The sequence below is a fragment of the Desulforhopalus glucosivorans genome, assembly GCF_054397165.1.
This window is the reverse complement of sequence record NZ_AP044854.1, coordinates 4,810,904-4,825,531: the sequence shown is the minus strand read 5'-3', so window position 1 is coordinate 4,825,531 and position 14,628 is coordinate 4,810,904. Positions and strand designations below refer to the sequence as shown.

Annotated in this window: 10 protein-coding genes, 1 tRNA gene, 2 other RNA genes and 1 pseudogene; 7 read left to right on the top strand and 7 right to left on the bottom strand. The window is 45.0% G+C overall.

Annotation, left to right across the window (positions count from 1 at the left end):
* Window positions 1-119: 119 nt before the first annotated feature.
* Window positions 120-857 (bottom strand): IS21-like element helper ATPase IstB, encoded by a 738-nt coding sequence (gene istB, locus ACX6CI_RS20660; RefSeq protein WP_458774164.1) that lies wholly within the window; start codon window positions 855-857, stop codon window positions 120-122.
* 10 nt (window positions 858-867) lie between these two features.
* Window positions 868-2,421, bottom strand: coding sequence for an IS21 family transposase (gene istA, locus ACX6CI_RS20655; protein WP_458774165.1), 1,554 nt, complete (start codon window positions 2,419-2,421; stop codon window positions 868-870).
* A gap of 378 nt (window positions 2,422-2,799) precedes the next feature.
* Between istA and ACX6CI_RS20650 the strand changes: the two are divergent.
* Window positions 2,800-3,261, top strand: a pseudogene (locus ACX6CI_RS20650) (Abi family protein); the annotation flags it as partial.
* Window positions 3,262-3,655: 394 nt separating this feature from the next.
* Here ACX6CI_RS20650 and ssrA read toward each other — a convergent pair.
* From ssrA to ACX6CI_RS20625, 5 genes are all read right to left on the bottom strand, one after another.
* Window positions 3,656-4,021, bottom strand: a transfer-messenger RNA (tmRNA) gene (ssrA, locus tag ACX6CI_RS20645).
* Between the two features lie 40 nt (window positions 4,022-4,061).
* Window positions 4,062-4,523: an SsrA-binding protein SmpB gene (smpB, locus tag ACX6CI_RS20640; protein WP_458775546.1), complete on the bottom strand. Its 462-nt coding sequence runs from the start codon at window positions 4,521-4,523 to the stop codon at window positions 4,062-4,064.
* 242 nt (window positions 4,524-4,765) lie between these two features.
* A complete protein-coding gene (locus tag ACX6CI_RS20635) occupies window positions 4,766-6,568 on the bottom strand; it encodes a GspE/PulE family protein (RefSeq protein ID WP_458775545.1) in 1,803 nt (600 codons plus the stop codon).
* Window positions 6,569-6,743: 175 nt separating this feature from the next.
* Window positions 6,744-7,586 carry a deoxyribonuclease IV gene (locus tag ACX6CI_RS20630; protein WP_458775544.1) on the bottom strand — a complete coding sequence of 281 codons (843 nt, stop codon included), beginning with the start codon at window positions 7,584-7,586 and terminating at the stop codon, window positions 6,744-6,746.
* A gap of 8 nt (window positions 7,587-7,594) precedes the next feature.
* Window positions 7,595-9,442, bottom strand: coding sequence for a M48 family metalloprotease (locus ACX6CI_RS20625; protein ID WP_458775543.1), 1,848 nt, complete (start codon window positions 9,440-9,442; stop codon window positions 7,595-7,597).
* A 369-nt stretch (window positions 9,443-9,811) separates the two neighbouring features.
* Between ACX6CI_RS20625 and ACX6CI_RS20620 the strand changes: the two genes are divergently transcribed.
* The 6 genes from ACX6CI_RS20620 to ACX6CI_RS20595 all read left to right on the top strand — a co-directional run bounded on the left by ACX6CI_RS20620 (window position 9,812) and on the right by ACX6CI_RS20595 (window position 14,609).
* Window positions 9,812-9,887 (top strand) — tRNA-Ile (locus ACX6CI_RS20620).
* A gap of 351 nt (window positions 9,888-10,238) precedes the next feature.
* Window positions 10,239-11,066: a Nif3-like dinuclear metal center hexameric protein gene (locus tag ACX6CI_RS20615; protein ID WP_458775542.1), complete on the top strand. Its 828-nt coding sequence runs from the start codon at window positions 10,239-10,241 to the stop codon at window positions 11,064-11,066.
* Between the two features lie 21 nt (window positions 11,067-11,087).
* Window positions 11,088-11,813: a zinc ribbon domain-containing protein gene (locus ACX6CI_RS20610; protein WP_458775541.1), complete on the top strand. Its 726-nt coding sequence runs from the start codon at window positions 11,088-11,090 to the stop codon at window positions 11,811-11,813.
* A 63-nt stretch (window positions 11,814-11,876) separates the two neighbouring features.
* Window positions 11,877-12,229, top strand: an RNA gene (gene rnpB, locus ACX6CI_RS20605) — RNase P RNA component class A.
* A 22-nt stretch (window positions 12,230-12,251) separates the two neighbouring features.
* Window positions 12,252-13,418 carry a 2-C-methyl-D-erythritol 4-phosphate cytidylyltransferase gene (gene ispD, locus ACX6CI_RS20600; protein ID WP_458775540.1) on the top strand — a complete coding sequence of 389 codons (1,167 nt, stop codon included), beginning with the start codon at window positions 12,252-12,254 and terminating at the stop codon, window positions 13,416-13,418.
* A gap of 36 nt (window positions 13,419-13,454) precedes the next feature.
* Window positions 13,455-14,609 (top strand): M20/M25/M40 family metallo-hydrolase, encoded by a 1,155-nt coding sequence (locus ACX6CI_RS20595; RefSeq protein WP_458775539.1) that lies wholly within the window; start codon window positions 13,455-13,457, stop codon window positions 14,607-14,609.
* Window positions 14,610-14,628 lie beyond the last annotated feature (19 nt).

Sequence of the window (14,628 nt, the reverse complement as noted above, 5' to 3'; positions counted from 1 at the left end):
ATTCCAGAGGAAGCCGGCCACCTATTCCACGTGATCCCGGCTACCCATTCCAGAGGATCTCGGCCGGGTAGTCGGAGCGAAGCGACGCTGTTATTTGTTCCTTACCTCGTAGTCTGTGTTCACGTCAAGTTTGCTTTCTTTTTTCTCATAGATTCTCCTTTAAGTTTTACTTTGTGTGCAGAGTGCACCAGTCGGTCCATAATGGCGTCAGCCAGTGTTGGATCTCCGATCTGCTCATGCCAGTGATCAACAGGGAGTTGGCTGGTTACCATAGTTGATTTGAGGCCGTGACGATCCTCAAGTATTTCCAATAAATCATGACGTTGTTCCCGATTCAGGTGGTCCAAACCATAGTCGTCTAAAACCAGTAAATCCGCCTTTGCAAATGAGGTGAGCAGTTTCAGATACCGCCCATCCCCCTTAGCCAGACTCAGGTCCTCAAAGAGCTTAGTCACTCTCAGGTAAAGTGTATTAAACCCTTCCCGGCAGGCCTTGTTTGCAAAAGCACACGCCAGATAAGTTTTGCCGACACCTGTTGGACCGGTGATTATCAGGTTGTTATGGTCTTTAATCCAGTCGCAACCCGCCAGTCTCATGACAAGAGATTTATCCAGGCCTCTGGGGTGGCGGAAATCTATATCTTCTATGCAGCTGTCCTGGCGCAGTTTTGCCTTACGGAGGCGGGTTTTCATTCGTCGTGTTTCTCTTACAGCCATTTCCCGGTCAAGTAGAACGCCCAGTCTTTCCTCAAAGCCCATGTCATCCAAAGAGTCCATCTGCATTTGTTCATCAAGGGCATCGGCCATACCGGTAAATTTCAAAGTTTTCAGTTTTTCAAGAGTTGGGTGAAGCAGCATGATTGCCTCCTTAATGCAAAGTTGTGTCATAGTAATCAGCACCACGTATGTTGCTGTGTTGTACCGGTTTGGAGTTGTTTTCCTCTGCCTTGAGCGGTCTTTGATCCAACCCACTCTTGAGGATTGATTCTATGCTCCTGTATGAGAGAGCGTTGATTTGTAGAGCACGTTCACATGCAGCTTCCAGCCGCCCATCTCCATAAGACTTCCCCAATCTCAAGATCCCTAATAGAGATCTGTAGGCCTGTTGAGGATGGGCTCTCTGTACTAAAAGTGTCTGAGTTAGGACCTTTGTCTGAGGTCCGATCTTCGCCGCCCAGCGGATAAATCTTTCCGGATTCCACTCAGCATATTTCTGGTGTTTTGGCGGCATGTGTTCTCTGATGGTTGTATGGCGACCAGGAGACTGGTTGCGAATATGACTGGCTATCCGCTGATTACGGTACAGACATTCCACAGTTGTGTTTGTATAACGGATGTCGAGCTGCTTTTTCACCAGATTATAGGGGACGGAGTAATAATGTCCTTCCACCTCCACGTGATAGTCGAGATGAACGGTAGCCTTTTTCCAATAGGCAATTTCATAAGGGTAAGCTGGGAGTGGTTGCAGTGCAGGTTTTTCCATTTCATGGAAACGGCTTTTCCTGCTACCAGAGAGCTTTTTAAAGGGTTTTGCATTGAGGTAGTCAAGTAACCCTTTGATAGCCTTGTTGAGTTCGCCAAGACTGAAGAAGGTGTGTTTTCGAAGTCGTGCCAGAATCCAGCGCTCCACCAGAAGAACACCCGCTTCCGCTTTTGCTTTATCTCTTGGTTTTCTTACCCTGGCCGGCAAAACCGCTGTTTGATAATGGTTGGCCATGTCATGGTAAGTGAGGTTGATGTCAGGTTCGTATCGGCATGTTTTGCTCACACCACTCTTGAGATTGTCCGGGATTACCAGCTCCGGAACACCACCAAAGAAGGAGAAGGCGCGAATGTGGGAACCTACCCAGTCTTCGACTTTCTGGCTCATCGTCGCTTCAGCATAGGTGTAGTTACTGGCGCCCAGGACAGCGACAAATATCTGTGCCTTCTGTATTTCTCCGGTTGCCCCATCGATAATGCCCACTGTTTGCCCGGCATAATCCACAAACACTTTTTCACCAGCCCTGTGCTCATGACGCATTACCACATCAAGCCTGGCGGTCCATTCCCGATAGCTGTGACAGTACCAGCTGTACTGGTACCCATCCGGGTGCTGTTCCTTGTATTCCTGCCATAACAGCATCAGGGTGACATGTTTCCTGGATTGCAGCTCTTTGTGCACTTCGTGGAAATCAGGGAATAACTTAGAGCTATGTTTTGGAGTTGGAGCGGGGAAAAGTTGATGCTCCAGAGATGCATCGCTGATCCCCTCAGGGAGTGGCCATTCAAGGCCTGCCTGTTTTACGCGTTGGATATAATCGCCGACAGTACTACGGCCAATGCCGCAACTTAAGCCAATTTCACGGTTGCTGCGCTTTAACTCGTATTTGAGGCGTAACACCTCTCGTATTTTTCGCATAGATAACCTCTTGCCTGGCATTGAACCCTCCTTTGAAAAATCATCAAAAAATGGTTCATCTACCATCTGGTTTTATGCGTCGCTACTCTCCAATTTAATGGCCGGGATCGTCTGGAATCGGTGGCCGGAATGAAATGGAATCACCGGCCGGGATCAAATGGAATGGATGGCCGGGATCAGCTGGAATACTCACTTGAGTAGATGAAGTATGAGATACAAAGAGAGAGTTGTGTCTTAGTGCAGGAGAAATGATTATTTAAGGGGATGATTTCTCCAAAAAATGAGAAAAGGAACTCTAACACTATGCTATTTGGAATGTAAGCAGTGTCAGAGTTACTAGTTATGGCCCAGCGTTAACCTTGAAAGGGATTGTAGCTCTGGCGTCACGGATTCAGGAACATTATTAACCTCTACATATTTGACAAAAAACTTAGATTACTGCTTATTGACGCAATTGAACGAATTGAAATCCATATTCGATCAATAATTGCACATGAATTAGGCCGTTTAGATCCATTGGCCTACCGAAATGAGTTATTCATTGATACCAAAGCCAAGAGTAACTACACAAGAGGCCAAATTACGAGAAACAACTGGGCAGAATGGCTTAAAAAGAATCAGGATGGTATCAATAGGAGTAAAGACGTATATATAGAATGGCACAAAAAAAATTACAGACAAATCCCATTCTGGGTTGTGGTCGAGACATGGGACTTTGGGTTAATGTCAAACTATTTTAATATATTAGGAGATAAACACAAAGATACTATCTGTAAAAGAATTGGAGTAGAAAATAAAAAAACTTTAAACAACTGGTTAAAAGAACTCAATACTTTAAGAAACAAATGTGCTCATCACTCAAGGGTATGGAATTTCCGTTTGAATAACCCTCTAAGTTTAACAGGACTAAAAAGAGACCCATACTTTAACCGACTTTCCATTAGTAGCACTGACACGAGAAAAAGAGTGTATGGATGCATCTGTATACTATGGTATCTGACAAAAAAAATAGGCCCAAGTTCAACCTGGATAGAAAAAATAGCTGATCACATTGATACCCTGCCAATAAGCCAAGGAATAAAGTTGCAATCAATGGGTTTCCCTGAAGGTTTAACCAATTTCCCAAGATCGAAATTTGGGTTACCACCAAAAAGATTTATACCACGCACAATCTACAAAGTTAAAAATTTATTAAATGGGAAAGAAAATAGCCAAAATCAAAGAGAAACAATCTCAATGATTTCAGCTATTTACCTGGTGGAGGCGGCGGGAGTCGAACCCGCGTCCGAAAATGCTCCCCTCTCGTATCTACATGCTTAGTTCCGGACTTTAGGTTTCGCTTTTAGAACTCGGTCGGAACATAGATTTCTAAAAGCTAGACTGTTAAATCTCATCAACTGAAAGACAGACGGCTAACAGATGACCAGCCCGTTGAGTCGACGCCCCGAATCCAGCCTTACGGGCGAAGACTGGTGGGACGGCAGTATGACAGGTATTAAGCTGCTACTGCGTAGTTATAATCGTCTGCGATTATATTTATGTTCTATCAATTTTACGAGTGGATAGAATCTCGGCATGCAACGATGAGCTTACACATCCCCGTCGAATCCGTTTCGCCCCCTTAACTTTTGTGGGATGGTTAATATTAATATCTTCGACTTTTAATCTCTATCATGGCGCATTGCTCTCTGAATCTCACGATTCGTCTGCTGCTCTTTAAGCGTTGCGCGTTTATCGTACTGCCTTTTACCACGAGCAAGACCAAGTTCAACTTTAGCCCTACCGTTTTCTTTAAAGTATATCTTGAGTGGTATCAGGGCAAGGCCTTTTTCATTCAATTTACCAATTAGTTTCTTTATTTCCCTCTGATGCAGTAGCAACTTCCGCGATCTAAGCGGTTCATTGGGATTATGAGTGGCAAATGTATAGAGTGAGATATGAACATTATACAAATACGCCTCACCCTTTGCATCTATACGAACATACCCATCACGGATATTAGCCCGTCCAGCTCTAAGGGACTTCACCTCAGGGCCGGAAAGCACCATACCCGCTTCGTAGGTCGCGTCGATATGATATTCGTGAAACGCCTTTTTATTTTTTGCTACTATTTTTATGCCCATTTAGAAATACTCTTATTATGTACCGTTACACTGAAAAAAACTTTGCCGATTAAGTAGTCAGCACACTAACCCCGGCGGAAACATTGATCTTAAGACCAGGACCGATGGACATCCTTAATTACATATACACTTTGTGACTTATGAGGTGGCCGGGATAAGAGTCATGGTGCTTAAACGGAACTTACAATAATTAGCACTTACTGTCATATTGTCACTGACTGGAGACATTCTTTAGAATGACTCTAATCAGAAGTAACCCTCAAAGCTTCCTGATACGTCGTGATACCGCGTTTCACCTTATCCCACGCGTCTTCGCGTAATGTAGTCATTCCTTCACGTATTGCAATCTGTCTTAAATCAAGAGAGTGGGCATTGTCGACTACCATCTTCTTAATCTGGGGTGACATGGGAAGAACCTCAAAAATTCCGCATCGCCCTTTATACCCGGTGCCCCGACATTCGCGACATCCTTTTCCTCGCTTTAAACTCACTGGCCCCGCTTCAACCACTGGAAATCCAAGTTTTTTGAGTTCAGCCCCTTCGATGATAAACTCCTCAGAGCATGAAGAACAGATGGTCTTGACGAGTCTTTGGGCCATACAGCCAAGCAGGGTCGATGCTATCATAAATGGCTGAAGCCCCAGATCCCTCAGACGTGCAACTGATGAGCTCGCATCATTAGTGTGCAAAGTCGAGAATACAAGATGCCCTGTCATCGCGGCCTGTACAGCATGGGCTGCTGTCTCCTGATCTCGAATCTCTCCAATCATCAAGATATCCGGATCCTGCCTCAGGATATTTCTTAAAATTGAAGAGAAAGTAATATCAATGAGCGGCTGTACCGCAATCTGGTTAAACTCCTCGTGCACCATCTCAACCGGATCTTCCACCGTAACAATATTTTTCTCCGGCGTTGCTATTTCCATAAGCGTTGAATAGAGCGTGGTTGACTTACCACTCCCGGTAGGCCCTGTCACCAGAATAATACCGTGGGGCGAGGCTATAAAAGAATTATACACCTCCAAATCTCGCATCGAAAATCCCAGATTTTCAACCTTCTGAAAGATCATATCAGAATCGAGAATACGCAAAACGATCTTCTCACCAAAAGATACAGGTACTGTGGACACACGAATCTCCACATCCCTACCACCCGTTTCTCCGATTTTTATCCGACCGTCCTGAGGTCTTCGTTTTTCAGCGATATCAAGACGAGCTAAAAATTTTATCCTGGAAATAAGCGCAGAATGCACTGCTTTGGGCAGGTTATAAATAGTATGCAACCCACCATCTATTCTGAACCGAACCATAGTAACATTGCGCTTCGGCTCTATATGAATATCACTGGCCCGCTGCTCGAGTGCATAATGGAAAATATGGTTTACCGCAGTTTTAATGTGTTGATCAGAGGAGGTGATCCCTTTTGACGATGATATCTTTACATACCTCTCAAGATTACCAATATCAATTGGAGCACTAGCACCTGGCGCCACACCAAACTGGTCTTCTGCAGCACTAATTGATTTTTGAAAGCCAAAAAATTCAGCAATAATTCTCTGAATATCGGAACGAGTGGCAATATGAGGCCGAACCTTTGTCTGATTGGCGTGCTCAATGTCCCTCAGAGCCACATCATTGTCCGGATTATAAATTGCCACATCGAGAACACCTTCCTCAACCTTAAAGGGAAGAATCAGCTGCCTGATTGCAAAGTTACGGGGGATGGTCTTAGTTACCACATCCATATCCAGCTCAAGAGGGTCCAGTTTTTTAAACGGTAAACCTTTATCTTTTGCAACGACTCGCATAATCAACTCTTCATCCACAAGCCGATCTTTGCCGTTTTGCATCTTCAGATTAAAGCCCCCAATAATATCGACCATGTCAGGATAGCTCTTATCCGCCGTTCCATCTTTAGCCGCCTGTTGCAGCAGTTTCTGTCGCTGTTTTCCTTTTTCAAGAACCACAAACTGTCGCTGCTTGGGGGTGAGCACCTTATATTTTTCTAAAACATCGAGTAAGGCTTCACTGTTGAGAAACTTCATCTAAACCCCTTTTTATAGCACCCGTATTTCCCATAAACATTGTATCAAAAACTTTTCAATAATTACGACACACCTTTTCGTTAAACCATATTCGTTCAAAGGTGACACTTGTTGTACTGACGAGTAATTCCTACGAATTGCTGCCTCACTTTTCCAACTATCTAAAGATAGAATACTATAAAAGAGACCGAAGTGTCTGTAAATTTTCAGTATCTTCCACCAAAGAGTCACTCTTTGGTGTTTCAAGGGTCATGGGCAACCCGCTGAACCGCTGATCAGTAAGAACATTTTTAAAGCCTGCTATACCAATCTCCCCTTTTCCAATATGTTCATGCCGATCAACCCTGGAGCCGAGCTCTTTTTTCGAATCGTTAAGGTGAAAAAACTTCACCCTTTCTGAACCAAAACTGTTGTCCAAGTCTTCCATGGTTTCCCTATACCCATCTTCTGTACGCAACTCATAACCTGCGGCAAAGATATGGCACGTATCGACACAAACACCTAAAAGTTCGGGAAATTCTGAATTGTCGATAATATATGCAATCTCCTCAAACCGAGCACCAAGACTCGTGCCCTGCCCAGCTGTTGTCTCAAGTAACAAGGTCACTTCCAGGCCACTTTTCTTATACGCTTTATCAAGCCCTCTAACAAACCGTTCAAGACCAACTTCTACGCCATCGCCCCCATGGGAACCGGGATGCATAACAACATGGGGTATACCAAGATCATGGCATCTTTGAAACTCCAGGACCAGGCTGTTGATAGATTTTTCAAGCAACTCATCTTTAGCCGTAGCCAGATTAATCAGGTAGGAGGCATGGGAGCTAACAGGAATGTTTCCACTCTTTTCATGGGCATCTTTATAGAGTTCAACCTCCTCCTGAGCAAGTGATTTTGGACTCCATTGCCGTTGATTTCTGGTGAAAATCTGCAAAGAATCTCCACCAACCTGTTCTATCCTCTCAAATGCGCGATATATTCCACCTGCCACTGATTCGTGGGCTCCTAATAATGGCATAACACTCCTTAATTCATGATCGTTTCTTCCTCTGAACTATCTACAACTTTCAGAGATTCTTCGTAGCTTACCGACGCAAACTGTCTGATCTGGGCCTGATAAAATCGCCTCTTGGCAGGATCCACGACCATGGCCCTTTCTTCTGCAGCCAGGGCCTCTGCCACAAGACCATTCGCCCAATAAGCAGTGGCCAGGGTATCGAGGATATATCCCTTCTCATGAATGGTCGCTGCACTCCTTGCAAGGGTTAATGCCTTTAGTGGGTCTCGCAGAGACAGATCTTCACTGGTAAGCACCAACCAGGCTAGATTATTCATTATCTCCGGATTAACAGGATCAAGACTCAACGCCTTCTCATAGGCGACAAAGGCTTTTCTTTCCATCTTTTTACTCAGCATCAAATCGCCGATAAGCCGTTGCCATAATGCCTGTTCAGGCTCCTGCACAGCACGCTGCATAAGTATTGCTTCGGTGAAATTCTCCTCATATCTCTGCTCAAGCAACTCCGTTGGCAGCTGCTTAACTCCCACCACGGTTATGAGCAGAACAGCTACAAAAGCAAACAGGCTCATTCGAACCTTTTTGTTATGTTGCTGAATTCTTTCAGGCTTCTCAGTAGCAGCCTCGAGGCAATCTATACGTTCTCCAATACCAAAATGATGCCAATTATGCTGTTCCCTGATATTTCCAGAGAGCATAGAAATTTTTTCGAATGCTGAGATAAGTGCAGTTCCATCCCCAACAGCCTCAAGACTATACAGGTCGGCCTGTCTTTCAAAGTTTCGGATAAAATAACCAAAAACAAAACGGAAATAGAGCACCATGGCAAACAATAGCGGAACGGCTCCCACAAGCGTCACCACCAGCTCTGCTGAGAAATTGAACCTAACCATAAGACCATTGAGAAACCCCATACCCAACACCATATGAATGAGCGGCTCAGCAAGAAGTCCGGCCAGTAGACTAAATCCGCCAATAATAAAAATATACAAAAGCAGATGTCGCTTTTTTACATGGCCAATCTCATGGGCAAGAATTGCCTCAAGTTCGGAAAGGCTCATTGTCTCAATGAGAGCCGGGGTAAGAAGAATATATCTCAGCCCCGGGACAATTCCCATCACAGCAGCAGTAAGCACCCTCCCTTCAAAGAGAGGCCAGAGATAGAAATCTGCAGTGAAGTTTTGTTTTTTGCAAAAATCATCGAGATGTTCTTTAAGTATTCCATCCGGTAATTTCTTACACCCCCATAACGATCGAACAAGAGGCGGGAAAAACGCCACAATAAATATAAGAAACAAACCATAAAACAACAGATCTCCCCAGATTGAGGTCACTGCACTCTGCAATCCCGGCAAGGGAAGCAGAGCTATTAGATCATATAAAAGAGATAACACCATCCACGGCAAAACAATGGGTAAATTCGCCTTAATATTTGAGAGCAAAAAAGAAGTTGTAGAATACTTCCTGCCAAAGACTCTCTCATAGGCTGGCCGAGCCCGATGCCACATGGCCATAAGAAATATGACAAAAAGGAGCAACCCACCAAAGCTTACAAGCGATGGAACGCTTTCAGAAAACGGCAGCAGAGACAGGTAATATTTCGGAGCACAAAAATAGAGGGCAAAGGCAAAGAAAAATAGACTGGTTATTGAAAGTTGTTTTTCTGCCTTAAAGTAACCACTGGCGTAGCTCCCTGATTTTTTACGAAATAGCGATGCAGCTAACCTGCTAAACCCGTAAAGCGATCCTAGCAAAAAAACAAGTGCCTGCCATCCGGGTAAAGTAGGGTTGTCGGGAACCGTAACCACACTAAAGAGAAAGATAGCAACCAGAAACAGAATAAGATTTGTGTACATCAAAATTGTTCACCAATAGAGCTACAGATCAAAAACCACCTTGAACCACTTGCAAAAGACTCCTTTAATATAAAGACCTCTTTCATACTAAATTCGCTATATGTGAATAACAAGTAATAACCAAACACTCAACAATCCAGTCTATAAAGAGCTTATGCTTAATATCATGACTCAATATTTCATTACGTGACATCTACAACACTAGCCAACAAGGCTGGAACAGATTTATCTCTCTATTATTATGATCTATTAAGCCATTTTTAATTTGCAACTCAATCTTTACTTTAACAATTCCACTGCCTATATTATTTTTTTTAGTTGACTTTTTCACTCAACTGTTTTTATATAAACTGTTTTTTCGTGTGAGAAGGGCGCATAGCTCAGTTGGTAGAGCCATCGGCTCATAACCGATCGGTCGTAGGTTCGAATCCTACTGCGCCCACCACCATTAGCCCCGATAAACACAAAACAAACCGAGCGTCAGGTTTTTCGGAGCAGGATACTAACCCCGATAAACGGGATAAGTACCTTGGAAGTATTTTTAAGTTTGCAATGCTAAAAGGTTCTCCAGTTTTCTTGTTTTTTATGACAACTTTTCTGGAGTAAGGTACCAAACGTAACAAAAAGAGTTCCTTGAAGAGATTATTATTACGCATACCGATGGGGGTAAGTATAACACCCCTGATCGAGACAATACGATTCGGACAGCAAAAGTCTGAACGGGCGAAGTGAGCTAAAGGTACATTCCAATGGAGTGTACCTTTTTTGTTTTATAAGCAGCTAGATAACACGTGTAATGACACCTAGAGTAAAAGACATTCTTAATAACCTTGAACAAAAGGCCCCTTCCCAGCTGGCAGAATCCTGGGACAACGTAGGTCTGCTCATTGGCAACCCTGAACAGACCGTTACAGGAGTCATAGCTGGCCTCGACCCAACAGGCGATCTGGTTGATGAGGCAATACAAACAGGCTGCAACACTATTGTTACCCACCATCCTGTTATTTTCAAACCACTTGCCTCCATTGACACAGGCACCCCGGAAGGACAACTCCTGCAGAAAGCCCTTTCGAACAACATTTCAATTATCGGCTGCCATACTAACTTTGACAGTGCCGAAGAGGGTGTCAGTGACGTACTTGGAGAACGCTTAGGCTTAAAAGAATTACAACCTCTTATTGTCCCCACGGGCGCCCCTGAAGGAACCGGACTTGGCAGAATTGGCAAATACGAACAAGGCCTCAGTCAAGATCAATTCATAGAAAAACTTCTGGCCGCCCTTGAACTTGATGGGGTCCAGATGACTGGCCCCCTCCCGGAAAAGATTACAACAGTTGCCGTCTGCGGTGGCTCAGGCTCTGATTTTGCCCAAGCTGCTTTTAAAAAAGAGGCGGACGTATACCTCTCAGCAGAGATCAAACACAGCACAGCCATCTGGGCTATGGAAAACAATTTCTGCATCATCGACGGCACCCATTACGCAACAGAAAAACCAGCAGTAACACTTCTTGTGAAACTGCTTCAGCAAGCAAAAGAGACTAAAGGATGGAATATTAAAGTCTTACAATCTGTAAACGAAAAACATCCTTTTGTTTATATAAATAAAAATCATCAACACCAGTAACATCTGCATAGGAGAATCCCCTTGAAAGAAATCTTAACCCAGCTCGTCGCACTCCAGGCCATCGACCTAGAAATCGACCAGATCGATAACGCCATCAAACTTGAGCAGAATGGCCTTGATGAGCGTATTTCCGCTCTTGCTGACAGAGAATCACTAATCAGCAGTTTAGAGGAAAAGATTAACACCCAGCAGGCTGAAAGCCGTACTCTTGAGGCCGAGATGGCTGACAAAATGGACCATGTCCGTGAACGTCAGTCTAAAATGATGCAAGTTCAAACTGGTCGTGAACAAACAGCTCTTCTAAAAGAGATTGAAGACGCCAAGAAAAACGCCAAGGAAAACGAAGAAAAAATCGTCGTCCTCATGGAGTCTATTGAAAAGCTGACTACTCAGATCACCGAAGAAAAGAACCTGCTCAAGGGTGAGAAGGCAATTGTCGCTGAAGAAACTGAGAAGGTTCGTGGCAACATCGAGTCTATCAACAAGGGCAAAAAGACAAAGGATAACGTTCGCAACAAGCAGGCAAAAGAAGTTAAGCCAAGCTTGCTCAAAAAATACGACACCCTTCGTCAGAGAAGAAATGGCCTTGCCGTTGTGAATGTTCTTGACGGTGTTTGTCAGGGATGTTTTATGTCAATTCCTCCACAGAAGTACAATGTACTCCTCAGAGGGGACACAATGTTTGACTGCCCAACATGCCAGCGACTAATGTACCACGAGGCACCGGTTCTTGAAGAAGCTGAATAAAGAGTAGCTTACACTCTACACACTTCTACACCCTTTATAGGGTAGTAAAAATTGTAAAACTTTTGGAGTGGGCGCATGGTCGCTCCGGCTTCCCGCCGGAGAGGAAAGTCCGGACTCTGCAGGGCAAGGTGGTTCGTAACGCGAACGTCGGGTGACCGGGGGAAAGTGCCACAGAAAACAGACCGCCTGTTTTTCAGGCAAGGGTGAAAAGGCGAGGTAAGAGCTCACCGCCTTCATGGTGACATGGAGGGCATGGTAAACCCCACCTAGAGCAAGACCAAATAGGGAGATGTTTGAGGGCTGCCCGTCCGAAATCTCCGGGTAGGTTGCAAGAGGTGTTGGGCAACCAACATCCCAGTGAAATGATCATGGCCCCGCAAGGGGTACAGAATCCGGCTTATAACCCACTCCATTTTTTTACAATTTTTTCATTTTGTTATGAAAGCAAAAGCTGCAGTCATAATTCCCGCCGCTGGGTTTGGTTCCAGAATGCGGTCGTCAGAACCCAAGCAATACCTCCAGCTTGGGTCCAAACCTATTATCATCCATACCGTTACTGCCTTCCTTTTAAATCCGCACATTGAAAAAATCATTGTTGTGGTGCCAAAAGACCGGCTGGACCAAACTAAGCTCCTTTTAGGGCAACACCAGCTCAGCACTTCATCTGTAACTGTAGTGCCTGGTGGTGTGCGGCGACAGGATTCCGTCTACCAGGGCCTTAAAGAAATTAACGATGACACTGATATCGTGCTGGTACATGATGGTGCAAGACCGCTCATCAGCCAGGAAGTAATTACCCGGTGCTACCATGGTGCCATTGAAAACGGTGCTGTTATTGCAGCCATCCCTGTTAAGGATACCCTCAAAAAATCTGCAGACGGAAACAAGGTTGGCAAGACGGTAGACAGAGAACACCTTTTTCAGGCCCAGACGCCCCAGGCAATCCAGACCCATCTTCTTTTAAAAGCATACGATCTCAATGGAGATAAAGATGTGACGGACGAGTCATCTCTTCTTGAACGAGCCAACACTCCTGTCTCCATAGTTGAAGGATCTGAGACCAATATCAAGGTCACCCGGCCTGAAGACCTGATCCTTGCTGAAACAATTCTTTCACAAGCGAGTAACACAATGCGCATAGGACACGGATACGACGCCCATAGATTCACTGAAGACAGAGACCTTACCCTTGGAGGTGTAACCATCCCCCATAGCCATGGACTCGCCGGACACTCCGATGCTGACGTGCTTACCCACGCTCTCTGCGACGCTATCCTTGGAGCACTTGGTGAGGGTGATATTGGCAAACACTTCCCGGACAGTGACGCGGCCTTTAAGGATATTTATTCCATCGAGCTGCTAAAAGATGTTATAAAAACTATGGCTAATAAAGGTTTCACCCTGGGCAATGGCGATATAACTGTCGTCTGCCAGGCACCTAAACTTGCTCCCCATATCGACAAGATGAAAGAGCTTCTTACCCGGTGCTGTAATGCAGAAGCAGGGGCAATCAATATTAAGGCGACAACCACCGAAAAGATGGGCTTTACCGGTCGCGAGGAAGGTATAAGCTGCCATGCAGTTGTACTACTCCAGCACATTTGACAACTTTATCTGGTAAATATTCAAAGGCACCCCACAATGACACCATCCATAGATACAGAGCGACTTGCCGCAACATTCACCACCCTGTGCGAAACAGACAGCCCGTCAAAACAAGAGGGCAACATTTCCAGGCTCCTGAAAAAAACCTTTACGGATCTTGGGGCCGACCTCATATACGAGGATAACTCTGCATCATCCACAGGGTCAGAATCCGGCAACCTCATTATACGCTTTAACGGCAATCAACCGGAGGCTGAAGGACTGTTCTTTTCCTGTCATATGGATACGGTTGAACCGGCCAATGGTGTCCAGGTTGTTCGGGAAGGTACTATCTTCAAAAGCAAGGGTGATACTATCCTTGGGGGAGACGACAAATCCGGAATTGCAGCTATAATTGAGCTGCTTCAGATTCTTCAGGAAAATAAGCTTAACCACCCAATGATTGAGGTTGTAATCACTACCTGTGAAGAGATTGGCTTGCTTGGCGCCAAACATCTTGAAATGGACAAACTGAAAAGTTCATATGGTTTTGCTCTGGACTCAAGCGGTATCAACCATGTTGTTGTGGGCGCACCTGCTGCAAACAAACTGACAATAACGGTAAAAGGCAAGGCTGCACATGCAGGACTGTGCCCTGAAGCCGGGATCAACGCCCTTTCAGTTACAGCAGCCGCTATTAATTCTCTTACATTTGGTCGCCTTGATGATGAGTCCACAAGTAATATTGGAATTATCAAAGGCGGTGTTGCAGCCAACATCATCCCTGAGACAATAACCTTGCACGGTGAAGTGCGCAGCCACTCCGAAGAAAAACTTCAGCACTACACGGGTGAGATTGAGGCTGCATTCCAAAAAGCGGTTACAGACTGGCAACCAAGCGATGAAACAGGTGATCAGCGCCCACAGGTTGAAATAACTATTGCTTCTGACTACCCCGCCCTTTCAATTCCTCCTGAGGCTCCGGTACTTAAACGCCTGCAACGAGGTGCTGACAAAGCCAAACTTGATATACAACAGATAGTTGCGGGAGGCGGCAGTGACGCCAACATATTTTGCGGCAAGGGCCTCCCCACTGCAATTATCGCAACGGGTATGGACAAGGTACACACTCTGGATGAGCAACTTGACCTTGACGACCTTGTTCTCCTGACAAAGCTTCTTCTTGGAATTGTAACAGCACCTCAACAATAAAGTGAAAGGAGATTTGTCT